The sequence below is a fragment of the Candidatus Zymogenus saltonus genome (assembly GCA_016929395.1).
Classification (GTDB): domain Bacteria; phylum Desulfobacterota; class Zymogenia; order Zymogenales; family Zymogenaceae; genus Zymogenus; species Zymogenus saltonus.
The window spans coordinates 62,140-84,753 of sequence record JAFGIX010000027.1 but is presented as its reverse complement, the minus strand read 5'-3'; the positions used below and the strand labels follow the sequence as shown (position 1 = coordinate 84,753).

At 50.5% G+C, this 22,614-nt stretch carries 18 protein-coding genes; 10 read left to right on the top strand and 8 right to left on the bottom strand.

The window, feature by feature from the left end; translation table 11 throughout:
* Window positions 1-30: 30 nt before the first annotated feature.
* From JW984_05825 to JW984_05810, 4 genes are all read right to left on the bottom strand, one after another.
* Window positions 31-222: a hypothetical protein gene (locus JW984_05825; GenBank protein MBN1572701.1), complete on the bottom strand. Its 192-nt coding sequence runs from the start codon at window positions 220-222 to the stop codon at window positions 31-33.
* Entirely contained in the window at window positions 185-1,135 is a 951-nt protein-coding gene (locus JW984_05820; GenBank protein MBN1572700.1) for a site-specific DNA-methyltransferase, read from the bottom strand. Before JW984_05820 ends, JW984_05825 begins: the two co-directional genes overlap by 38 nt.
* 56 nt (window positions 1,136-1,191) lie before the next feature.
* Entirely contained in the window at window positions 1,192-1,803 is a 612-nt protein-coding gene (locus tag JW984_05815; GenBank protein MBN1572699.1) for a restriction endonuclease, read from the bottom strand.
* A gap of 138 nt (window positions 1,804-1,941) precedes the next feature.
* A complete protein-coding gene (locus JW984_05810; protein MBN1572698.1) occupies window positions 1,942-2,679 on the bottom strand; it encodes a rhomboid family intramembrane serine protease in 738 nt (245 codons plus the stop codon).
* Window positions 2,680-2,873: 194 nt separating this feature from the next.
* On the opposite strand from JW984_05810, the gene JW984_05805 reads away from it, so the two are divergent.
* Window positions 2,874-3,323 carry a universal stress protein gene (locus tag JW984_05805; protein MBN1572697.1) on the top strand — a complete coding sequence of 150 codons (450 nt, stop codon included), beginning with the start codon at window positions 2,874-2,876 and terminating at the stop codon, window positions 3,321-3,323.
* Between the two features lie 345 nt (window positions 3,324-3,668).
* On the opposite strand, the gene JW984_05800 is transcribed toward JW984_05805, so the two are convergent.
* Window positions 3,669-5,525, bottom strand: a complete 1,857-nt coding sequence (locus JW984_05800) for an acyl-CoA dehydrogenase (GenBank protein MBN1572696.1) — start codon at window positions 5,523-5,525, stop codon at window positions 3,669-3,671.
* 483 nt (window positions 5,526-6,008) lie between these two features.
* Here JW984_05800 and pyrE point away from each other — a divergent pair, with 483 nt between their 5' ends.
* The 8 genes from pyrE to JW984_05760 all read left to right on the top strand — a co-directional run bounded on the left by pyrE (window position 6,009) and on the right by JW984_05760 (window position 19,876).
* Window positions 6,009-6,677 (top strand): orotate phosphoribosyltransferase, encoded by a 669-nt coding sequence (gene pyrE / locus JW984_05795; GenBank protein ID MBN1572695.1) that lies wholly within the window; start codon window positions 6,009-6,011, stop codon window positions 6,675-6,677.
* 475 nt (window positions 6,678-7,152) lie between these two features.
* Window positions 7,153-9,261, top strand: a complete 2,109-nt coding sequence (locus JW984_05790; GenBank protein ID MBN1572694.1) for a diguanylate cyclase — start codon at window positions 7,153-7,155, stop codon at window positions 9,259-9,261.
* A 924-nt stretch (window positions 9,262-10,185) separates the two neighbouring features.
* Window positions 10,186-12,717, top strand: a complete 2,532-nt coding sequence (locus JW984_05785; protein MBN1572693.1) for a PAS domain S-box protein — start codon at window positions 10,186-10,188, stop codon at window positions 12,715-12,717.
* Window positions 12,695-13,657 carry a response regulator gene (locus tag JW984_05780; protein MBN1572692.1) on the top strand — a complete coding sequence of 321 codons (963 nt, stop codon included), beginning with the start codon at window positions 12,695-12,697 and terminating at the stop codon, window positions 13,655-13,657. The genes JW984_05785 and JW984_05780 overlap by 23 nt, the downstream gene beginning before the upstream one ends.
* Window positions 13,658-14,072: 415 nt before the next feature.
* Complete coding sequence (locus JW984_05775; protein ID MBN1572691.1) at window positions 14,073-15,377, top strand: PQQ-binding-like beta-propeller repeat protein; 1,305 nt, start codon at window positions 14,073-14,075, stop codon at window positions 15,375-15,377.
* A gap of 190 nt (window positions 15,378-15,567) precedes the next feature.
* Window positions 15,568-17,148 carry a protein kinase gene (locus JW984_05770; GenBank protein ID MBN1572690.1) on the top strand — a complete coding sequence of 527 codons (1,581 nt, stop codon included), beginning with the start codon at window positions 15,568-15,570 and terminating at the stop codon, window positions 17,146-17,148.
* Window positions 17,149-17,176: 28 nt separating this feature from the next.
* Window positions 17,177-18,436 (top strand): L,D-transpeptidase family protein, encoded by a 1,260-nt coding sequence (locus JW984_05765; GenBank protein ID MBN1572689.1) that lies wholly within the window; start codon window positions 17,177-17,179, stop codon window positions 18,434-18,436.
* A gap of 237 nt (window positions 18,437-18,673) precedes the next feature.
* Window positions 18,674-19,876 (top strand): serine/threonine-protein phosphatase, encoded by a 1,203-nt coding sequence (locus JW984_05760; protein MBN1572688.1) that lies wholly within the window; start codon window positions 18,674-18,676, stop codon window positions 19,874-19,876.
* A gap of 94 nt (window positions 19,877-19,970) precedes the next feature.
* Here the strand turns inward: JW984_05760 and JW984_05755 are convergent, their stop codons facing one another.
* From JW984_05755 to JW984_05745, 3 genes are all read right to left on the bottom strand, one after another.
* Window positions 19,971-20,297 (bottom strand): hypothetical protein, encoded by a 327-nt coding sequence (locus tag JW984_05755; GenBank protein ID MBN1572687.1) that lies wholly within the window; start codon window positions 20,295-20,297, stop codon window positions 19,971-19,973.
* 222 nt (window positions 20,298-20,519) lie between these two features.
* A complete protein-coding gene (locus JW984_05750; GenBank protein ID MBN1572686.1) occupies window positions 20,520-20,996 on the bottom strand; it encodes an ImmA/IrrE family metallo-endopeptidase in 477 nt (158 codons plus the stop codon).
* A gap of 437 nt (window positions 20,997-21,433) precedes the next feature.
* Entirely contained in the window at window positions 21,434-21,937 is a 504-nt protein-coding gene (locus tag JW984_05745) for a helix-turn-helix transcriptional regulator (GenBank protein ID MBN1572685.1), read from the bottom strand.
* A 384-nt stretch (window positions 21,938-22,321) separates the two neighbouring features.
* Between JW984_05745 and JW984_05740 the strand changes: the two genes are divergently transcribed.
* Window positions 22,322-22,519, top strand: coding sequence for a helix-turn-helix domain-containing protein (locus JW984_05740; GenBank protein ID MBN1572684.1), 198 nt, complete (start codon window positions 22,322-22,324; stop codon window positions 22,517-22,519).
* Window positions 22,520-22,614: the final 95 nt, after the last annotated feature.

Below are 22,614 nucleotides of genomic sequence, written 5' to 3'. Positions count from 1 at the left end.
GGGAGGGGGGGGTAAACAAGGTCGGGCGGGCTAAACCGCTGTCTCGAATATCCCCGTCTCGTCGTCGTTGAGGTTGAGGTTCTTCCTTATCTCAAGCTCCCTCGTCATCGCAATGTCGTAGTAGTCGTGGGCTTCGACGGATGTGGGGACGCTGTTATAAGTGGGGAAAAAAGTATAGCTAAGACTACTTTTTTTCTCTTCCGCGTTCAATTTCTTTTTCAAACAGATCTTCCTGTGATGGTTCAGGCCAGAGCTTTATAATTTTTGGCGGTATATTTTTCTTGGGAGTTTTGGGATCATAAACAGATCTGTCAATCGGTCTTACTTTTAATTCGCCCTTCTCCGCAAGATTTAAGCGTTCTTTAGCTATCTCTATGTATTCCGGCATTACTTCCGCGCCGATTGCTCTCCTGTTGTGGATAATCGAGGCAATTGCAGTAGTGCCAACGCCAATAAAGGGATCGAATACCCAGTCTCCTTCATCTGTCATTGCAAGGACAAGTCTTTCAATCAATTCGACTGGGAATTGGCAAGGATGCATTGTCTTTTCGATATGATTTGCCTTGACATTTGGTATCTCCCATATATCGGTGGGATTTTTCCCTAGGGGATTCCCTGATAGTTGTCCTCTTTTCGGGCCTTTAAAGTGCTTTTTTTCGGGGTACTTTTGAGGGACACGAATAGGATCAAGGTTAAAAGTATAGTCATTTCCTTTGGTGAACCACAATATTACCTCGTATCTGCCTGAAAACCTCTTTGAAGCGTGTAAACCATGACCAAAATGCCACACTATCCGATTTCTCAGCTTTAAACCCAATTCGCTAAAAATAGGATATAAGACAATGTCAAGAGGTATTATTTCGCCATTATCTACAAAATTGCCGATCTGCCAGCATATGCTGCCGTGATCATTTAAAACTCTGTAACATTCTTTAATAACCTTTCGTTGTTGATTTAAATATTCTTCCAAATCAAGGCGTTTTTCATAAGGTTTCCCAAGATTGTAGGGTGGTGAGGTGACGACCAGCTTAATCAACCCGTTTGGTATTTGAGAAAGCAAATCGAGACAATCTCCTTCAAAAAGGACGACATTTGCATTTAAGTCGAAATTTGATGTAAAACCAATATTCTTCATCAAAGACTCAACTGTGTAAATTGAAAAAATATATCTAAAATTATTTAGGTATTTATCTATTGTGCTACACCTACCAAAATCAACGGAACTGCGGGGACTCCTCTTCCCTCTCTAATAAGGTTATAAAGCTCACTTTCATAATAGCCTGGCCCTGAAGACATCTCGGCCTGTAATTCCTTCATTGGCAGTATTTCAACACCAACATCGATTAAATCACCCACGTAGAATGCCATATGTTTCACAAAAAGATCGTATGCGACAAAAGAATATTTCCCAAATTGAACTTCTACAGCTACACGTTCTTTAACAAAATCTGTTTGGTTGTAGGAATAAATCGCTTTGTGTCCGGAGGCTAATATTTCCGCCTTTTGCTCTTCTGGGGGCATTTTCATTGTTTTTCTTATTAATTTGGCATCTTCAGTTACCCAATATGATGTTCGTTGCTGCTTCCATTCTCGCTTTTCAAATGCCGATCTGATTGATTTATTCATGTCATCAGGGGAATACAGCAGCTTACCTTTCATCGTTTTTTCTTTTGACACTTTAGTTTTACAAAGTTCTGCATTAGTTTGTGCTATCACGTCCTGTATTTCAGTCCAGATATATTCTTTATGAACTTTTATATGCTCAAGACCGTTTAGATGGGAATAAACCGCAACAATTCTCAAGAATATTCTCCTTGGTTTCTTATTTAAAAAATATCAGATTTAACTTATTAAGAGTTTAAATTTCATTGCTTTCTATTCACATTTTATGGGATTTTTATACTTTCTGTCTTTGCATTATACAAAATATATACAGTCAATTCAATGCCAATATCTCTTCCCCTCCTTGGTGATCACCTCGACGTCGGGGCGCCCGGAGAGCCTCCTCGGGCGGCCGCCCCGGGTGAATAGCTTTGCGATCCCGCCGCCGGCGATCCCCACAACGAACCCCCCCACGTGCGCCCAGAAGGCTATCCCGCCGGTGGCGCCGGTGGAGGCGGCGGTGGCTATACCCATGATGAACTGCATCAGGAACCACAGCCCTAAAAAGACGATCGCCGGTATCTCCATCGTGCGGATGATGTATATGATTATCACGGCGGTGAGGACCCTGGCCCTGGGGTAGAGGACGAGGTAGGCGCCCATCACCCCGGCGATGGCGCCGCTCGCCCCCACGGTGGGGATCGTGGAGCCGGGCGCCGTGGCTATGTGGAGGAGGCTCGCCCCGATCCCGGAGCCGAGGTAGAAGAGCACGTAGAAGAAGTGCCCCATCCTGTCCTCCACGTTGTCGCCGAAGATCCACAGAAAGAGCATATTCCCGATGATGTGCATCCAGCCGCCGTGGAGAAACATAGACGTGAAGAATGGGAGGATCTCGTATCTCGGCCCGTAGATCCCGGCCGTCACCCAGGAGGGGACGAGGCCGAAGCGGTATATAAACTCGTTGATCTGCTGCCCCTGGGCCAGCTCAACGAAGAAGACCAGGACGTTGAGGCCGATGAGGATGTAGTTTACGAACGGTATCCTCTGCGATGGGACGTTGTCTTTCAGGGGTATCATGGCATTTAGCTCTTTTTTGTAGAAGGCCTGTTTACTGTGAGGATATATTATGGGGGGTCGTATGTAAAGCTATTTTTGCTAAATTTCGATCCTCGATGAATCGTCATTTGACAAGGCAGGAGATTTCGTATATAAAAGATTTTATGGGGGTCGGCGGATTTTTCTCGGTTCCCCAACAAATACGGAGGTTATCCATGTTTCCTATAAAGAAGATTTTATGTACCACCGATTTCAGCGATCCATCCTTCAAGGCGCTGATCGCGGCACGGGAGATGGCCGAGAAGTTCAAGGCGTCCCTCATGATTCTGCACGTGGTGGAGGAGATCCCCGTCCTCCCGGCCCTGCCTACAAATCCCGCCATCGACGTCCCCCTCTATCAGGAAAAGCTGGAGGAGATGGCGATGATAACCCTCGAGACGGTGGTCAAGGACAAGATTGGGGAAAAGGCCTCTCCGGAGCTGATCATCGGGAGGGGAAAGGCGGCCGAGACCATAGTCGAGACGGCTGTTGAGAAGGGCGCAAATCTGATAGTCATCGGGACGCACGGGGAGACGGGGTTCAGGCATTTTGTCCTGGGCTCGGTGACGGAGAAGGTGGTCAGGCTCGCAAAGTGCCCGGTCTTGACGGTTCACGCCGCGGATTAGCCGGGAGAGCTCGGCCCGTCGATTCTTCCCGCTTTAATGTTTTGTCGGTCGGTTTTCAGGTTCGGGTGAGGTGTAAAGGTGTATACATAACGTGGGTTGTTCATGAAAGAGGGTGAGTGGTTTTCCCCACCGATTTCAATCAATAATAAAAAAGGCCCAGGGTATCCCGGAGCCTTTTTTGGTTTCTGATGCCGATCTGTAATTGTAATATGTAATAAAGTTTTGGCCGCAAACTATGAGTATAAAAAAGGGCCCCGACAATTCCGGGGCCCCTTTTCGCTTACATAACAATCAGTGACGGGCATTTCACGTTTCCCCCGTTTCCCATTCCCGTCCCCGCCGGCGCTATGAGCTGAAGCTCTCGTCTGCGATTTCGAGGTAGCCGTCCTCCTCGGTCTTAATGGCCTTGATCTTGCCGGCTGTCCTGGCAAGGAGGTTTCCGAGGTAGTAGCCCGCGGCGTTGAGCTTCCCGGCGTAGAAGGCCGCCTCGGAGCTGTCCTTGATCTTCGCCTTCAGGGCGTCCCCAGTGGCGCCTCCGGTCAGCTCCTGGAGCTTCGGGTAGGTAATTGTCGACTGCCAGAGGAGCTGCCACCCCATAACGAGGTCGCCCATGACCTCCATCAGCGGGCAGGCGTTTCCGAAGATCAGGCCCATCTTCCCCTTCCCCATAAGCTCCTGCTGGAAGGCGAAGGCCTCTTCAAGCCCCTTGAGGGTGGCCTCGACCTCTTTTGCGTAGGCCGCCAGCGCCTGGATGCCCTTCGCCTCGGCGACGACCTTTGCCACCTCTTCTTTGAAGTAACCGAACATCACCATGCCGTTTAGGAGGGTCTTTCTGAAGGTGAAGTCCATAGCCTGAATGCCGTTGGTTCCCTCGTAGAGGGACGCGATCTTGGAATCCCTGGCGAACTGCTCTACAGGGTACTCCTTGATGAAGCCGTATCCGCCGTAGACCTGAATGGCCTGGCCCGTGATGTCCCACACCATGTCGGTCTGGTATCCCTTGCAGACCGGGATGAGGAGGTCGAGGAGTCCCTGCCAGCGGGCCTTTTCTTCACCCTCTGTGGTCTCGACGTTGTCAGTCAGGTATCCCAGGTAGTATTGGAGACCCCTCATCCCCTCGACATAGGCCTTCATGCGGGTGAGCATCCTCCTCACATCGGGGGGCTGGATGATCGGGACCGATGGCGAATCCTTTTCCGTCATCTTGGTGTAGTGTGGTCCCTGGACGCGCTCCTTTGCGTACTGCACCGCGTGGAGGTACGCCGCCGAGCTGGTGGCCAGACCCTGAAGTCCCACGAATATCCTCTCCTCGTTCATCATGGTGAACATGACTTTCATGCCCTTCATCCGATCTCCGAGCATGTAGCCGACGCACTTTCCGTTGTCGCCGAAGTTGAGGGTGGTCGTCGGCGAGCCGTGGATCCCCATCTTCTCCTCGATGCCGCTGCAGTAGAGGTCGTTCCTCTCGCCTATCGAGCCGTCCTCTTTGGGTATAAATTTCGGCACGATGAAAATCGATATCCCCTTCGTCCCGGGTGGGTCGCCTTCGATCCTGGCGAGGACGGTGTGGATGATGTTTTCCGACAGGTCGTGCTCACCCGACGTGATGAACGACTTGGTGCCAACGATGGAGTAGGAGCCATCGGGATTCGGAGTTGCCTTACACTTTGTCGCCCCCACCTCGGAGCCGGCACCGGGCTCTGTAAGGCACATCGTCCCCAGCCACTCGCCCCCATACATTTTTGTCATGTAGGTGTTTTTCTGCTCCTCCGTGCCGAAGTTCTCGATCATGCGGGCGGCGCCGTGGGCGAGTCCCGGAAAGGCGATAAAAGCGAAGTTCGCCCCTGTGAAAAGTTCGGTGCAAGCCATGTATAGGGAATAGGGCAGTTGCTGTCCCCCGACTTCGGTTTTTTCCGCCATGGCGATCCATCCACCCTCATTATAGGCCTGAAGGGCCTTCTTGAAACTTGAAGGCGTGGTGACCTCGTGGGTCTTTGGATCGTATTGCGAACCAACCCTGTCACTCTCCTCGCTTGTAGGAAAAATTTCGTTTACCGTGAGTTTTTCTGCTTCGTCCAGGACCATATCAAAGATGTCTTTTGAGTGATCCTTGAATTTATCCCTCTCGGTGAGCTTTTCTATATCTAGCTGCTCGTAGAGGACGAAGCGTGCGTCTCTCATATCAACGATTGGATTTGCCATGATCGTCTCCTAAAATATTGTTAAAATATATTAAACCAACAAAGTGTAAGCATAACCATCTAAATTCATTTACAATTCGCCGGCCCCCTTTATGAATGAATAGTCATTCACCACACATTTTTAGCACCGACCGTAAAATATGTCAAGAAAAATATAAGGCTTTCCAACTTTTAAAGTTCGATTTAAAACAACTTGAAATAGTAACCGTTATCTGATAATCTTTAAAGAAAATCTAATTTCTTGATCAGCGGCCGATGAGGAGGAGGTATAATCGATAGCAAGTATAGGGCGGGCCGCGCTCTCCGCTTTCGGGACGGAGGAGTTTTCGGCCGTAAATATGGGTGCCGCGGCGGTAATTCGATAGGGACACTTTGGAATGTGATTATTTTTGGGATGTGATTAAAAATTGCTCTTTATGAGAGGAAGTTTTTTTAGCCGCGCTGATTGTAAACAAATTCAATTATTGAACTTTTTCTAATTACCATGGAAGAACTGAAGAGGAGAACAATCGGGTTGCTTCTGACGAGCGGGGCGGTCCGCTTCGGAGAGTTCAGGCTCAAGAGCGGAAGGATGTCGCCCTACTTCGTCAACCTCGGCGATTTGGCCGACGGCAGGGCGATCTCGGAGCTTGCGGGCTTGATGGCCGACAAGATTAAGGCGGATACCGGCCTTGAAGGCTTCGACGTGGTCTTCGGCCCCGCCTACAAGGGAATCGTTTTGGCATCGGCACTGACCTCGTCTCTCTACGAGAGATACGATGTCGTCAAGGGATTCGCCTACGACAGGAAGGAGAGCAAGACGCACGGGGAGGGGGGCGATTTCATCGGGACCGATCTTGAGGGGAAGCGAGTCCTTCTCGTTGATGACGTCATAACGGACGGCAAGACGAAGATAGATGCGATAGATCGGCTGGAGGGGGAGACGAAGGCAGAGGTGGTTGGGATTTTGGTGGTCGTGGACAGGATGGAGAGGGGCGGGGACGGAAGGGTGTTCTCGAAGGTCATTGAGGATAAATGCAACGTTAAGGTCAGCTCCTTGATATCCGTAATCGATATTATCGAGCATATCGAAGCCGCGGGCGCAGACGGCTTGGGAATTTCGGCGGAGGTTCTCGTTGAGCTGAAGAGGTTTGTGGATTATCCGAAAGAATAACAGCATCCTTTTCAAATTGCGATCAGAGTCATTCCAACTTAATAAGCTGAGTTTTGTGATTGTTGTCACTTCCATCTCACGCTGTTCATATTAAAAAAACCAAGTCAATCCGAAACCGTGTTTCCGCATCAGATCCGATTATTCGAGTACTGTTTTGTTGTACATTTTTGATTATATTTAGTATGTAGGGAAAGTTATGATAAAGTGAAAAGCGGCCACCTGTTTAGGGAAACAACTTCCATTTCGTTTTGTCTATAGAGGGAAAGAATGCTTGGGGGATTGTCGTTTTGCCGCCGCTTTTTTAATAACGATATGCCGGCTGTATTTTTTCGTGAGTCTGGGAGGGCCTTGTAGTTTTAGCGACCTTGAGGTTCCAATACAAAAGGACGGTTTTTGTTGTATAATAGTAATTGTTAAGGCTTTTGGGATTGGCGCTTTTTAACCAAGCCGGAATTCTGGATAAGATGTATTTATAATGAAAGATGGACCGACATTAGTCCTCCTCGTCGAGGATGATCAGGTATACGCGAATCTGATTAGAGAGATATTCGAGGACACGGTGACGGCTTCGTTCGATCTCCTTCACGCCGAATCGATCGAAAAGGCGATTAAATACCTGGCCAAGAAAGACGTCGGAATCATACTCCTTGACCTGATGCTCCCCGATTCCAGCGGCCTCGACACATTCTTGAAGATCAAGGGTGAGGCCGCGGAAATCCCGATCGTGATAATAACGTCCCTGGACGATGAAAAATTGGCGCTGGAGGCGCTCAATAAGGGTGCGGACGAGTACCTGTTCAAGATCGATGTAAGGCCGGACAATCTCATTCGCTCGCTCAGGTATGTCATGGAGAGGAGGAAGGCCGGAGAGGAGATCAGGAATTCCGAGGAGAAGCTTCGCACGCTCTTTATGGGGTTTCCCCTTCCTTCATATACATGGCGTCTCTCCGATGGGGATTTCATACTGGTGGACTACAACAGGGCCGCGCGGGAGATTACCGGGGGAAAGATCGATGAGATGTTGAATATAAGAGCGGAGGAGCTCCATTCCGACAAGCCGGAGATCGTCCGGGAGATCGCCCGCTGCCTGAAAAAGAATATCGTAATAAAAAAGGATTACGAGTACAGCTACAGGAGTTTGAAGAAAACGAGATTCCTGACGGTCACTATGATGCCGGCCTCCCCCGAATCCGTCTTCGTATTCACGGAGGATATTACCGACAGGAAAAAGGCCGAGGAAGAGCTCAAGAAGTCGAGGGATAACCTCGAGGTCGATATCAAGAAACGGATGAAGGAGCTTTCGGAGATAAACGAAAAACTGGAATTGGAGATAGAGGAGCGGAAGAAAGTGGAGGAGGCCCTGCGCAAGAGCGAAGAGCAGTTCAAGAGGATGATAGAGCAGTCGCCTTTCAGCATCCAGGTTATGAATACCGAAGGCAAGATCGTAAATGTCAATCGTTCCTGGGAGAAGCTTTGGGAAGGTTCTCTGGACGATCTAAAAGACTACAACATTCTCGAGGACGAGCAGCTCGAGAGACTCGGGGTTATGTCTTATGTCGAAAGGGCGTTTTCAGGGGAAGAGACGGTCATTCCTCCGGTGGAGTATGTTACGACCGAATCCCCCAAGATCGTTAAACGCTGGGTGGAGGGATATTTCTATCCGGTCAGGGACTCCGAAGGAGAGATTAACAGTATCATCCTGATCTCCAGGGACATTACGGAACAAAAGGAAACAGAGAGGACGATGAGGATCAGCGACTGGGCGATGAAGTCCTCCATCAGCGCCATAGTGCTCTTTGATCTAAACGGGATCGTCACCTATGTCAATCCCTCGTTCCTGAATATGTGGGGGTACGACGACATCTCCGAGGTCATTGGGTTGTCCTGGGAGGAGATCTGGTACGACGAGGGGAGGATCAGGGAAAGTATAGATTCCCAGGATGGGATGGAGAGCTGGGTCGGGGAGGTGCTCGCAAGGAAGAAGGACGGCTCCCTGTTCAACGTCCAGCTCTCGGCGAGCCTCGTTATCGACGAGGAGGAAAAGCCGATCTCCATAATGGGCTCCCTGGTCGATATTACCAACCGAAAGAAGCTGGAGGAGGAGCTATGGACGCTCTCCATCACCGACAGCCTTACGGGACTCTATAACCAGCGCTATTTCTACAGAAAGATCGAGGAGGAGGCGGCAAAGGCCAGGAGGATGTCCTACCCCATATGTCTGATGATATTCGACCTTGATAACTTTAAACAATATAACGATAGATACGGGCATCAGAAGGGCGACGATGTCTTGAGGGAGATCGGGGAGATCACAAAGAAATCCGTGAGGAGGGAGAGCGACGCGGCGTTCAGGTACGGCGGAGACGAATTTGCCGTGATCCTCCCGAACGCAAAAAAGGAGGACGCCTTGGAGGTGGCAAAGCGTATCGAGAGGGAGGTATCCAAGACATTTAAAGATATAGGAATAAGCTTCGGGATCGAAATCCTTACGGAAGATATTGCCATCGAGGAATTTATCAGGGCCGCGGACGTTGCCATGTACAGGGAGAAGGGATATAAGACCAACGATAAAAAGAAGGTTTGAGATCGGGATGGAAGGGATCGGCGGGATGGGGCGGATGGGGTGGTTTTGAGTGATTGAATAGGTGGGGGGAATAGGTTGGGCGGGGGCATTGCCCTCGTTTTCAACATCAGGGGAAACGATATAAAAAAAGGGAGTCGGGGGGATTGGGAATGAGGGAAAATTCGACTGGGGTAGGGGGCGAATTGGGGAGGATGGGATTTGGGGGAAGGGAGGATCGGTTATGTATGTATTCTTTTTAAGCGGTTGTTTCCACGAAGTTTTTAAAGGTGGTCATGCAATTTCGGGGGAGAAAAAAAAGGATTTGACAACGTTTCCAGATTTTTAGTAATATTTGACTTGAGTCAACCGTAACGCTCCCGTGAACCAATTTACTCCTATATCAAATTTTTCTATGGTAGATCTGTGAAGAGTAAGGAGAGACCATAGATATTCACCTCGCTGATTCGCGGTAATTTTATCGATTATTTCTGATGAGGCTTGAAAAAGCTGTCTGATGATGCCTTGTTTCCCTGTTTCCGACGGCGGTCTTATAATCCGGTTTTGGCGGTCCGGTGGGTCGATGGGCGGATGGGTGGATGGGCCAATAGGCCGATAGATATAACGGTCTTTTTAGAAAGTAGGGATTTAAAGGTCTTCGGTGGGATTGGAGAGTTCATATGGATGGCATGATATTGTTGTTCGTTTTTGCGGGGTTCATTTTTTAAAGCAGTAATTGAATGATTCGGTATCTATTTTTATCGATGTTCTTTTTGGACCGCCGCAAGGCGGTTTTTTACTTTATGGAATTATCCGCCCATAACGTTACGATAAAGGGGAAATTTTATTTAACGGGCGATGGAGTTTTGGGGTGCTTAAGGGGGAGGTGTCGGCAGGGAGGTCTTTTGGGGATTGACCGCCCATAGATATGTATGGATGGAGAGTCGGATGAGAAAGAAGCATATTAATGTGTTGTTGATAGAGGACGACCTCGGCTATGCCCGGCTGATCGAGAATATGATAAAAGACGCCAAGGGGAAGTCCTTTACCGTGGAGCATAGACCAAGTCTTGACAAGGGGATAAAACGCTTGGCGGAGGGGGGAATCGACGTGGTGCTGTTGGATCTGCTGTTGTCCGACAGCGGGGGTCTCTCGACGTTTCTCACCATTAGGGACAGGGCCGGGAACACGCCGATCGTGGTTCTTACGTCGGTCGAAGATGAGGTGACCGCCACGGAGGCGGTTACGAGGGGTGCACAGGACTACCTTTTCAAGAGGGAGATTACACCGGGACTCCTCGTCAGGGCGCTCTCATATGCGGTCTTGAGGGTGGAGACCGAGGCGAAGCTGAGTGAGTCGAAGCTGAAGATTAGGGCCCAATATATGGGGATTCCGATCCCCACATATACATGGCAAAAGAGGAAGGAGGGTTTTATCCTTATTAACTACAACGACGCCGCCTTAACGGCCACCGATGGAAAGATCTCCAATTATCTGGGAATGGCGGCAAGCGAGATATTCGATAAAGACAAGGAGATATTGAGGGACCTGTACAACTGCTACAGAAGGAAGTCAACGGTGAAGCGGGAGATGACCGGGGGATGCGATATTCTCGGGAAGGGAAGACACCTCGCTTTAAGCTATACATACGTTCCCCCGGACCTCGTTTTGCTCCATACCGAGGATGTCACCGGGCGGGTTGGTACCGAGGCGTCGCTGAAGGAGAGCGAAGGGAGAAACAAGGCCCTTTTAAAGACGCTTCCGGACATTGTCTTTCGTATCTCAAGGGACGGCAAATTCCTGGATTTTCACAGCACCGGTTTGGAAAGCCTTTCCGCAAGGCCGGAGAAGATTATAGGAAGGAGGATTGAAGAGATACTGTCCGAATATATGAGTGAAAGGCTTATGGGCTCTGTCAAAAGCTGTCTCGAAAGCGGGGATGTTCAGGTAATGGAGTGCCGGATGCCGATGCTCGTGAAGGGGTCTAAGGACTTTGAGGCCAGGACGGCTGTGAGCGGAGAAGACGAGGTCTTGATCCTCTTGCGCGACATCACGGATCGGAAGAAGCTTGACAAGGCCTTGAAGTTTCAAGGCGCCGTCACAGAACAGGTATCCGATGCCATAATCGTAACCGACGCCGATCTGAAAATCGTATATGCCAACGGCACAGCAAGGAAGATGTACGGCTATTCGGAGGAGGAGCTTTTGGGCAAAGGCATCGATTCGCTGGATGCGGAGCAGGTTTCGGAGCGGGACCGGAAAAAGATGTACGGCAAGGTTTCTTCCGGTAAAACATGGGCGGGGGAGAAGAAAAACTTGAGAAAGGACGGCACCGCCTTTGATTCCGAGTTTAAGATAACCCCCCTGTTTGATAGCAGCGGCAAAACAGCGTCGTATGTCGTTGTCGTAAGCGAAGTAACCTTTCGCAAGAAATGGGTGGAGAAGATCATAGGGGCAGCCCAGGAATGGCAGACTACCTTCGATTCCTTCTCCGACAAGATATCGATAATAGATAGAAATCATTGTTACATAAAGGTGAACATGGCCTTCGCCAAATCCCTGAACAGGCATCCAAGGGACATTGTTGGAAAACTCTGTTACGAGCTCGAGCACGGATTGAAGGCGCCCTTGCCCGACTGCCCTCATACAAAGGTTATCAGGACAAAAAAGCCCGTTGTAATACAGGGGTTTGATCAAGAGACGGGGGTATATACAGAGGCGACCATATCGCCCATTTTTGACAACGGTAAAGATGTCATTGCCACGGTGAATTTTACTAAGGATATAACGGAAAGGAAGTTGGCCGAGCAGAAGATAAAACAGTCTCTTGATGAAAAGGAGATTCTCTTGAAGGAGGTTCATCACAGGGTCAAAAACAACCTGCAGATCATATCGGGACTTCTCGATATGGACATGATGAGGATGGGCGGCAGGGACAGTTTCGAGCTGTTCAATGACGCCCGCTCGCGGATTCACACGATGGCCCTTATTCATTCCCAGCTCTACCAGAGCGAGAGATTCGATAAAATAAACCTTGTTAAACACACCCAAGACCTGATAAACTACATTTCCGTGGTCCACGCAAAGAGAAACGCGAATATAATTCCAGTTATCGAGGACTTTGACGTTACAATTCCCGTGACCCAGGCCATTCCTCTAAGCCTGATACTGAATGAGCTGTTTACGAACGCCTACAAACACGCGTTCGGAGAGGGGGAAAGGGGGACCCTTGAGTGCACGATCAGGGAATCCGACGAGGGCGTTATTACGGTCGTGGTTAAGGATAACGGTGTGGGATTGCCAGAGGGATTTGATATTAACGAGGTCGATGGCTTGGGTCTCAGGCTTGTCAGGAACCTCGTCAGGGAACAGCTGATGGGAGATATATTTGTAGAATCAGGCGACAGTGGAACTCAATTTGTGATTAAGTTTAGTGCGCTCAAGGAGGAGGGCAAATATGTCCAGGATACTGGTAGTTGATGATGAAGTTGTAATCTCGATGCAGCTTGAGGAGAGGTTGTCATCCATGGGATACGATGTTGTGGGCAGGGCGTCCTCGGGGAAAGAGGCGGTGGATAAGGCGAAAAAACTGAGTCCGGATCTTATTCTCATGGACATCGTCATGCCCGGGGAAATGGACGGGATCGATGCGTCCAGAATTGTCAAGGAGGACCTCGATATACCGGTTATATTTCTTACCGCCTTTGCCGACGACGAAAACATCATGAAGGCGAAAGAGACCGAGCCCTTCGGATATATAGTCAAGCCGTTTCAGGAGAGAGCGCTGAAGGCGGCAATAGAGGTGGCGCTCTACAACAAACACGTCGGCGTTCAACTTCGTCGATCCGAGCGGAAATACCGTACGATTCTCGAGAGCGCAAACGATCCGATGCTGATCTTTGAAGCTTTAAACCTTGGGGTAATCGAAACGAACAGAAGGGCTCAGGAGTTCTTCGGTATATCAAACGATAGATTTTCTGAGATGGACGTCTCGAGGCTCTTCCCCGAAGATGAGATCAAAAACTTCAATAAGCTTATCAAAAAACTTCTAAAAAGCAAAAAGCCGGTTTTGGAAAACTTTTTTGTAATGGGCGATAATAGGGAAGTTGTCCCGGTCGAGGTCAGCGCGTGTGCGGCGAGCCTCGAGGACGAGGTTGTGATTATAGCGATATTGAGGGACATTACGAAGCGGGAACTTGCCGACTGGGAGAAGAAGATACTGGTGGAGCTGAAGAGATCTATAGAAAAGGCGAAGAGGCTCAGCGGGATAATCCCCATCTGCGCCGTCTGCAAGAAGATCAGAAACAAAGAGGGGAAATGGATTCAACTCGAGGTTTTTATCAGGGACAACTCCGAGGCCGACTTTTCTCACGGCATCTGTCCGGACTGTAAGGCCACATACTATTCATCTTATGAATAGCGGCCAAAATATCGGTGGTTCTGTGCCGACAATTACAGGTTGATGATTTGAATAGGCAATTGAGGACGTATAGGCTGATTTTTAAAAAGGGCGTTTCTTCGGAGGGGGCATGTAAATAATCGGATGGAGCTGAAAGGCGTCTCGAACTCCTTATTGAATAGATACGGTGGATCGTGAAGATTACTCAGCTGCAAAAGGGGCAAATTTATAGTTTGAGTTTGAGTTTTAGTTTGATATTGTATTAATGTATGGAGATGAACATAATTTTCCCAGGCAGGTCAATACGCGGCGCTTCGATGTGAGAGGACAGATTGTGTTTCAACCAAGTTTTTTTGAAACAATTATAAGGGGTCGGGTAGGCCCCGTCTTTTATCTATGACAAGTCTAAAATCGGAAACTCAGGGGGCCGGTTCTGATGTCTGACGGGATACGGTCAAGGGAGGGCGGCCGCTCTTTCGTTATGGTCATGACCTCTGCGGCGATTGTGGCGGCCCTGGCGATAAATGTGCTGACCTTGCTGCCGGAGAAAAGATATATTCGCATTCCCGGTTTTCTTAGCGGTCCCGTCGAGGGGGGCGATAATTCCGATAGCGGTGGGATGGTTTTTGGTGGGGATGAGGTCGGCGCTCCCATTCCGTATGTGCCGATGTTTCGGGGAAACTTCCTCCACACCGGTTTCTACGAAGGTCCGACGATCGCCCCGCCATCGGAGGTTTTTTGGAAGAGGAAGATAGGAGGTCCCCTCTATTCATCTCCCCTGGTCAGGGAGGGGCTGGTGTACTTCGGGAGTGCGGACGGCAATATATACGCCGTTGACGGAAGGACCGGCGACGAGCTTTGGCGGTTTCAAACGGGGGGGAAGATATTCTCGTCGCCTGCGTACGGCAGGAGGATGATATATATAGGATCAAGCGACAGTATCCTCTATGCTATATCGATCAAGAAAGGAGATGAATCCTTTCGGTTCGAGACCAAGGACTGCATAACGTCTTCCCCGGCGCTTTACGGAGGCTCGCTCTTTTTTGGGAGCTGGGACGGCAACCTTTACGCCGTAAACGAAAAAAAGGCGGAGAAGCGGTGGAGCTTCAAAACCGGCGGTTGGATCCTCTCGTCGCCGGCGGTGGGGTTGGGCATGGTTTACGTGGGAAGCAACGACGACAGCCTCTACGCCCTCTCGGCCAAGTCCGGGGAGCTACTCTGGCGCTTCGAGACTGGTGGTGACGTGGTCTCGTCTCCTGGGATATTCAACGGGGTCGTCTACTTCGGGAGCTTCGACGGATTCCTCTATGCCGTGGATGCCTTTAAGGGAGGGCTTCTCTGGCGTTTTCGGACCGGGGGCGGGGTCACCTCTTCCCCCACAATATCGGGGGGAATATTAAAAAAGGCAAAAAAAGGGGAGGGGGGCGACGGATCGGGTGCGATGGTCTATTTCGGGAGCTTAGACGGAAACCTCTACGCCCTGAATGCGGCCACGGGAGAGGAGGCCTGGTGGTTTACGACCGGGGGGGCGGTGGTCTCATCGCCGGTCGTCTTGGATGGGGCGGTCATCTTCGGGAGCGACGACGGCCACCTCTACACCCTTGACTCGAAGACCGGGAGCCTCCTTTCCAAGCTTAAGGTCGGAGGCGCCGTGAAGGCGTCTCCCGCGGTGGCGAGAGTGGATTCCAACTCCACAATATATTTCGGCGGGGGCGACGGCTTCCTCTACGCGGTCAGGTAGCACGATTGACGGCTCGATGGTTTGAATGACGGCTTTCTAAAAAACCGGTCGTCTTATATATGTATGCTATTTTTATATAAACTTTTTTGGCAAAAAAATACGCTTTTTTGCTATTATATCTGAAATTGGAGCTAAAATTTAGGGCTATAGCGGATAATTAGGAATGTCATTTTAATGACGGGGGGGGATCATGGCACGGAAGCGAATAGGCAATTACGAAATAATAGAGGAGATAGGCGAGGGGGGAATGGGGATCGTCTACAAGGCGAAGCAGGAGGGGCTTGACAGGATCGTGGCCCTCAAGGTTCTGCTGCCCAATCTCTCCAGGAAGAAAGGTTTTGTGGAGCGCTTCATGCGGGAGGCGAGAAACGCCGCCAAGCTTGATCACCCGAACATAGTGACCATCTTCGAGGTGGGGACCGACGATGATTCCTATTTCTTCTCTATGAAGTTCGTCGAGGGCGAAGACCTGGCCGATATCTTGTTAAAGGGCCTCCTCCCCTTGAAGGATGCGGTGGATCTGACTTGCCAGATAGCGGACGGCCTCTCCCACGCCCATCAGATCGGCGTGATCCACAGGGACATCAAGCCGGCGAATATCATCGTGGACAAAAAAGGAAGGGCGGTCATAACCGACTTCGGGATCGCCCGGGCCGCCTGGGAGGAGAAGCTCACGGTCACCGGCCAGTCGATCGGAACGATAGAATATATGAGTCACGAGCAGTTCGAGGGGAGCTCCAACCTCGATCAGAGGACCGATGTCTACTCGCTGGGGGCGACCTTCTACCGCATGATCACGGGGGCCTCTCCCTATCCTGGGGATACCACCCAGGAGATCATGTACAAAAAGATCAAGGGGGATTACCCCGAGCCCACGAAGGTAAATCCCTCCCTCCCCCCCTGGGTAGACGGCGTCATCGCAAAGGCGATGGAGCAGAGTCGTAACAAGCGATTTAAAACCGCAAACGAGTTTGCTGAGGCCTTGAGGGTGGGACTTGCGGGCGAGCTGCCGAAGGAGATGTACGCACCACCCAAGGCGGTGGCTGCGGTTGTGGAATCGAAGGAGGAGCCGGTCTCCGTCAGGGATGAAAAGACGATTGTGTCATCGAAGGGCGGCGAAACTTTAGCGGCCGAACCACCCGGAGATAGGATAAAACCGGAGGCAAAGGGAGAGAGCGTGGTGATAACAGCAATCGGTATCGGCGCCCTCATATTCCTCATTATTGTGGGCGTGGTTTTAGGTCTGGTCGTAAAGTTCTATTTCAAGGGGAAGGCGGAGGGCCCGGCCATATCCACACCAAGTACGTTGCCGCCGGTGGAGACCCCGGTGCCCGTAGAGGAGCCGGCTCCCGCCCCGGAGCCGTCCCCGAGGTACGGATATATTACCGGCGACAGGGTCAATATCAGATCGGGACCCGGCGTAAGCAACAGCGTGGTTACAAAACTCAACAGGGGTGACGGCGTGAACATCCTCGAAAAGAAACTGTCCGGGAGTGAAAACGAGGGAAAGCTCTGGTACAATACGACCGTAAGGCTCGACGGCGGCGGAGGAAAGACGCTGAACAAGGGGCACGCCGTTACGGTCTTGAGAGAGACCAGTTCCGAGTATTACGTGAGATTTAGGATTACCGAAAGGAACGAGACCTACTACGGTTACGTAAACAAGGGGAACGTCAAGCTCTTTACCTACGATTACTGGTACAAGATAGAAACTTCGGGGGGAACCACCGGGTGGGTGATCGACGACTACGTAAATGTTACGGATTGGTAATAGAAGAAACTTAAAAATGGTGGATAATATGACTTTGAAAATAGATGGCAGATGTGAACTGGGCGCGAAAAGGGGGAGTAAGGCTTTTTCGCGCACGGGGATTTTCGTTATCTCCATTTTTCTCCTTTTTCTCTTTGCGGGCCTCAATGCGTACGGGGAGGCCGGGAAAAGACAGGGAATGAAGGTCGTGCCGTCTTCATTCGTGGGACAGGCGGACGACACGGGGGTATCCCCCGCATTTATGTCTCCGGTCTCGGCGGAGGTCGCCTTGATAAGCGCCTGCGGCGCCTACACGGCGGATAGGGGAGTCGATTTGCTGGGGGCCGCAAAGGAGAGATTGGGGGCGGCGGGGATAAGGGTCAGAGACGACGACACGGTCAGGCCCATGTCAGTTCCCATATGGCGTTTTAAAACATATATCCACTACTACCCCGGCGACGAGGCGGCCTTAAACGCCGTCGTAAAGGCCTTGGGGGTGGGCGAGGGGGTGAGCGACAACACCCTCATCAAGGGATATATAAAGGTAATCCTCGGCATAGACGCCGTATCGAGGCTGCTCTCCGGTGGGAGAGAGGGGTCGTCCATATATCTGTTGAACGGTACCGGAAGGGAGGACGCCACGGCGTCCTTTTTGGAGGACCTTACGACATCGGCTCCGGAGATCGGCGCCGTCAAGACCTTCGGTACGGCAAAGGGTATGGGGGGGGCGGCCGAGACCACCGTTGTCTATTATCCCGGGGGATCGGAGGAGACCGCACGGAGATTGATCGAGGTCCTCGGGGTGGGAAGGGGTGTCAGGCTGAACGGGGAGGATACCTTCATCGTTCTGGGCCCCGATTACTCCGAGGAGGAGTTCAAGGCCGTTCCCGATTGGGAGCCGAATCCGGGCGAGACCTACAGCGTTGTTATCAGAAAGACCAAATATATCATGGATGTCTTGGATTCCAAAGGAAACGTCGTCTGTGAATTTCCGGTCTCGGTAGGATCGAATCCCGACCTCGCCGACAAGAAGATGGTCGGGGACTCCCGCACCCCGGAGGGGGATTTCACCGTATCCAACATCCACGGCAGCTCCGACTGGCGCTTCAAGAATATAGAACTCGCCTACGGCCCCTACTTCATAAGGCTGAACACGCCCGGCTGGACCGGAATCGGAATCCACGGGACTAACGAGCCGTATCTCCTTGGCGCGCCCGTCTCCCACGGGTGCATTAGGCTGAACAGCAAGAACGTCGTGAAGCTCAGGAATGCGGTGAAGGTGGGGACAAGGGTCAAGATCGTCCATTGAGGACGGGGTCGGCTTGGCGGTCGTTTTTTAGGAGAGGGAGAAAGGAATTGTTTTTTTGAGATCCGACAATAGTGGTGGTGTTCATTTATGGTGCAATTCAAATAGGGGAGATTAGACTGTCACATCAACCGTTTGACACCAAGGCCCTTTAAGCAGTCTTATTGTAATATACATATGGGAATATTTAACAAAAAAAGGGGCGGGAAAAGGGTGGGGGAATCTTGAAAAGGGTGGAATATGGCGGCAGATAAGGAGATCAGGATAAGGGCGGCGGCGCTGACCGACGTCGGCAGGGTCCGGGAAAAGAACGAGGACAACTACTTCATCATGACGATCGGGCCAGAGGATGTCCGTCCCCCCGGGGTGAGGGCCGTGGCGGTCGTGGCTGACGGCATGGGGGGGCACGTCGGCGGGGAGGTTGCCAGCGGCACCGCCGTGAGGCTCATAGGCGGCTCCTTCGTCACGGAAGACGGTTGGGGCCTCTCGAGGTTCGGCGACAACATCGTTGACGCAACTGTAAACCTCATAGGCGAGGCGGACAGGCGCATCAGGTCCTTGGCCAAGGGGGGGGAGAAACCGCCGGGTACCACCCTGACCGCCGCTTTCGTTATCGGAAACAGCGTCTACATAGGACACATAGGCGACAGCAGGGCCTACGTCATTCGAGATAAGACCATCAAGGCGGTTACCGAAGACCACTCCCTCCTGGGGGAGCTTATCAGGAGCGGGAAGATCGATCCCAAGGACGCCGGAAACTTCAAGGGGAAAAACGTCATCACGAGGGCCCTCGGCGCGGGAAGCAAAATCAAGATCGATATGCCGGTCAGGGTCGACCTGATTGACGGGGACGTCCTCTTCCTCTGCTCCGACGGCCTCTGGGACCTCGTCTCCGACGAGGAGATACTGGGGGCGATCCACCATGAGGCGCAGCTCAACGGGGGACTCAAGCGGCTCGTCGACCTCGCCAACGGGAGAGGCGGCCTCGACAACATCACCGTTGCGGCGCTCGAATTCGGGCGCATGAGGAGGGATCGCAGGTTCGGCGGGGCGCTGATCGGTATAGGAGAAGCGCCCCCCTTGGGCGAGGCGGCGCCTGGAGACCGCATTCAGGCGGGCTATGGTGCGGGAAAGATAGTTTTAAATACCCCCGTAATCGTAGCCCTTACGACGTTCGGACTGGCCCTGACAATCCTGATGTTCGTGGGATTTTGGTATGCGGTCGGGGCGGTAATCGGCCTGATCAAGGGGAAGGCCGGGGATATTCCCGGGCCCAAAAACGGGGTGGAGATGGTGGTCCCCGAAAAAGGGCGAGATCGAGAAGGGATGGATAAGGACGATCTGAAGGAGAAGAAAAAGCAGAAAATCGAGATGGAAAAGGGCAAAGAGACGGAAGAGGAGAAAAAGCAGCCTATCACGAACCTTCCCGAGGGCCAGATCTGATTGGGGAAGACCCGCCTTCCACCCGCCGGTGTCCCGACCACAGTCAATAATTTTTTTCAATGATGGATTAGAATTGAGGAGCCTTTAAGAACCATCATTTCGACTTCAGATCAGACTCTATCCTGTTTATCCTCACCACGAGGGAATTCCTCCATTTTCGCTCACCCTTGACTAATTCGTTCAGCTCTCTCATGTTGCCCAGTTCGGCCTCTATCTCCAGGGCCTTGATGGTAAGGTCTAAATACTCGAGGGCGATGTTTGTAACCACAAGCTGCCTTTGGTAGAGGATACTCTCCGCCGTCATTTCGTCGACGGCATCCCCGATCAAAATCGGCCCCGGTGCGGCGAAGAAGACGGCGATGTGGATCGGCATGTAGATGACAAGTAAAATAATCGAGAATCTAAAGAGCTTTAGTCCCATGATTTCCCCACTTGCGTTTTAATGAATAAATCTGACAGGGATTTATTGTTGTGCTGATTCTACGGTAAGGGAGCGGCCGATATAAAGAATATGAACGGGAGGATAAGTTTTTTATGCTTCGCGGCCTCGTCGTGTGACTGCACGATCCATCTCTAAGACGGTATATTGAATAATGATGACGAATAGTTATGGGGGGCGAAAGAGAAACCTTTACCCCTGCCTCTAATCATCCTCGAACATCTTGAGCTGGCGGTAGGAATCGTATACCTTCAGCCTGAAGTCGGCGAGGTATTTCGGGATCTCGTATTTTTCGGATATATCCTCCCCGCTTTCGATATCTGCCTTGATGTGATCGGTGGGGATTACGGCAACGGCGGCCATCGCCGACGCCTGTCTCTCTATCTTGTCGTTGACTCCTATGGTGTAATAGTAGTGGTATCCGCCCGGGTGGAATCTGTGGTGGAAATATTCGTGAAAGCCTACGAATGTCTTGTGGCCGGAGAGCAATTTCCTGTTGATTACTATGAATGGATGGCCGCACATCGTGAAATACCAGCCCCTGGCCGGCATCCTGTGCTCGAAGGTGACAATTCCTTCTCTCTGGCAGAGATCCTCGAAGTCTCTGTATGTCAGGGACCTCTCGTTGTAGCCGGGTATTTCTGAGCTTAACTGTTCAATAATTTCGGAAATCAACGGCATGGCGATCTCAAATGAAACGGTTCATTGTCGAGTTTTGAACTACGGTAAAATTGAATATCAGAGCTAGTATCAAAGCCAGTATCAAAGCCAATATCAAAGCGAAAAATCGATCGTTTTACCTCCTCTCCATGTCGACTTTGACGGGGAAAAACGAGGGAGGATGATCAAACCATCAAGATTCATGGCAGATCTTTTTGGGATAATCGGGTCTTTTCGGCGTATTTCTGCCGTTGAGATCTAAAACCAATAATCATATCCAGTATTTAGCGATCGATTCGTTTTAGGTATTCAGACTCTAATTAGTTCCCTATATTTTCCTTTATTGTATTATTTCGTTAATTCATCGACAAAAGCTTCGCCGCAGAATCTTTGCCGCTTGAAAGAATCGTTTTTCGTGTCTTTCTATGGGCCGTTCAAAAACCGATTGGATAGTAACTCTATTTATCGGAAACAGTGCGCTTTTCTATAATCTTCAGCGCGAGCTTGAGAATATCCTTGATATCATCCTTGTCTTCAGGGGTCAGCTTGTCGTACTCCTTAAATCCCTCGAAGGCCTGAATGATCTCCGGGTCGTCGATCTTGGGAAGGGAAAGACGCGCTTCATCCGACACGAATTCACCCTTGTCCTCCCGAACGATCTCGAAGCTCTGATCGGCGGGAATTTCCTCCTTAGGGATTACCGAGTTGTCTTGCCCGTCATCCGGCGGATTTTCCTTGTCCCATCTCCTTGTGCTTTCGTAGGAGTCGTTGTCGCTCAGGAAAGCGTTGACCGGAACGTTGAGTACGTGAGATACCTTTTTGATGTTTTCGACGGTCATCGCACGCTCGCCGCTCTCCCACCTGCTCACCGTAGATTTCTTTACCCCCAGCATCTCCCCCAATTCCTGTTGTGTCAGGTTTTTCTTCTTCCTGAACAACTTCAAATTTTCACCTTCATTCATAACGTTACCCGTAAAGAGTAGTTAAAGAATTTTGGTTACTCTATATCCAAATCACTCCCACTGTTTTCAGATTTCTGTTTTCTCCATATTTATTGATCATTTTACATATAAGTTTCCATCATGTCAACAACTTTTTTGAAAAAAAGAATAATTAAGGGAATAAATGAGTTAAGTTGACGTAAATGGGAATATTTAGGGAATATTATTGACAATTAGTCAACATTGCCTGATTCCGAAGTTGACATTTAGTCAACATTACACTATCGTGTAATCTGCTTAAAAAAGGCGATGAACAGGGAGGTTTTTTCATAGGAGAAGAAGATGTTCAACCCCGACTACTACTTACCTACAGAGGATTATTTCTTGGTGTACGAGGAGGCATTGATGGAGCTTCGCGATGAAGATCTCTGGATATGGTTGATGCACAGGGCAGGGAAGAGTCAAGAGTGGATTGCCGAAAGGATGGGGGTTACTCAGTCCGCCGTAAGCCACAGGAAAAAGAAGATAGATGACTACTTCAAGGGGAAGATCATGGGAAACAGGAGGCAGGCTGATTCAAGGGCAGGGCGTGTCGGTGTTTAAAAGTCTTCTATTTTGATTGACTTTTATTCACAGAGATAATATAATAATAGGGTTTTTATTTCGTACACCAATTAAGGCCAACCTCTCTTCATCGA

What these genes read in the sequence shown, in the direction of transcription:
- JW984_05785 (MBN1572693.1), top strand. Translation starts at nt 10,186, where the DNA reads ATGAGAAAGAAGCATATTAATGTGTTGTTGATAGAGGACGACCTCGGC.
- JW984_05745 (MBN1572685.1), bottom strand. Translation starts at nt 21,937, where the DNA reads ATGAATGAAGGTGAAAATTTGAAGTTGTTCAGGAAGAAGAAAAACCTG.
- JW984_05810 (MBN1572698.1), bottom strand. Translation starts at nt 2,679, where the DNA reads ATGATACCCCTGAAAGACAACGTCCCATCGCAGAGGATACCGTTCGTA.
- JW984_05800 (MBN1572696.1), bottom strand. Translation starts at nt 5,525, where the DNA reads ATGGCAAATCCAATCGTTGATATGAGAGACGCACGCTTCGTCCTCTAC.
- JW984_05780 (MBN1572692.1), top strand. Translation starts at nt 12,695, where the DNA reads ATGTCCAGGATACTGGTAGTTGATGATGAAGTTGTAATCTCGATGCAG.
- JW984_05755 (MBN1572687.1), bottom strand. Translation starts at nt 20,297, where the DNA reads ATGGGACTAAAGCTCTTTAGATTCTCGATTATTTTACTTGTCATCTAC.
- JW984_05770 (MBN1572690.1), top strand. Translation starts at nt 15,568, where the DNA reads ATGGCACGGAAGCGAATAGGCAATTACGAAATAATAGAGGAGATAGGC.
- JW984_05760 (MBN1572688.1), top strand. Translation starts at nt 18,674, where the DNA reads ATGGCGGCAGATAAGGAGATCAGGATAAGGGCGGCGGCGCTGACCGAC.
- JW984_05790 (MBN1572694.1), top strand. Translation starts at nt 7,153, where the DNA reads ATGAAAGATGGACCGACATTAGTCCTCCTCGTCGAGGATGATCAGGTA.
- JW984_05805 (MBN1572697.1), top strand. Translation starts at nt 2,874, where the DNA reads ATGTTTCCTATAAAGAAGATTTTATGTACCACCGATTTCAGCGATCCA.
- JW984_05820 (MBN1572700.1), bottom strand. Translation starts at nt 1,135, where the DNA reads ATGAAGAATATTGGTTTTACATCAAATTTCGACTTAAATGCAAATGTC.
- JW984_05775 (MBN1572691.1), top strand. Translation starts at nt 14,073, where the DNA reads ATGTCTGACGGGATACGGTCAAGGGAGGGCGGCCGCTCTTTCGTTATG.
- JW984_05765 (MBN1572689.1), top strand. Translation starts at nt 17,177, where the DNA reads ATGACTTTGAAAATAGATGGCAGATGTGAACTGGGCGCGAAAAGGGGG.
- JW984_05750 (MBN1572686.1), bottom strand. Translation starts at nt 20,996, where the DNA reads ATGCCGTTGATTTCCGAAATTATTGAACAGTTAAGCTCAGAAATACCC.
- JW984_05740 (MBN1572684.1), top strand. Translation starts at nt 22,322, where the DNA reads ATGGAGCTTCGCGATGAAGATCTCTGGATATGGTTGATGCACAGGGCA.
- pyrE (MBN1572695.1), top strand. Translation starts at nt 6,009, where the DNA reads ATGGAAGAACTGAAGAGGAGAACAATCGGGTTGCTTCTGACGAGCGGG.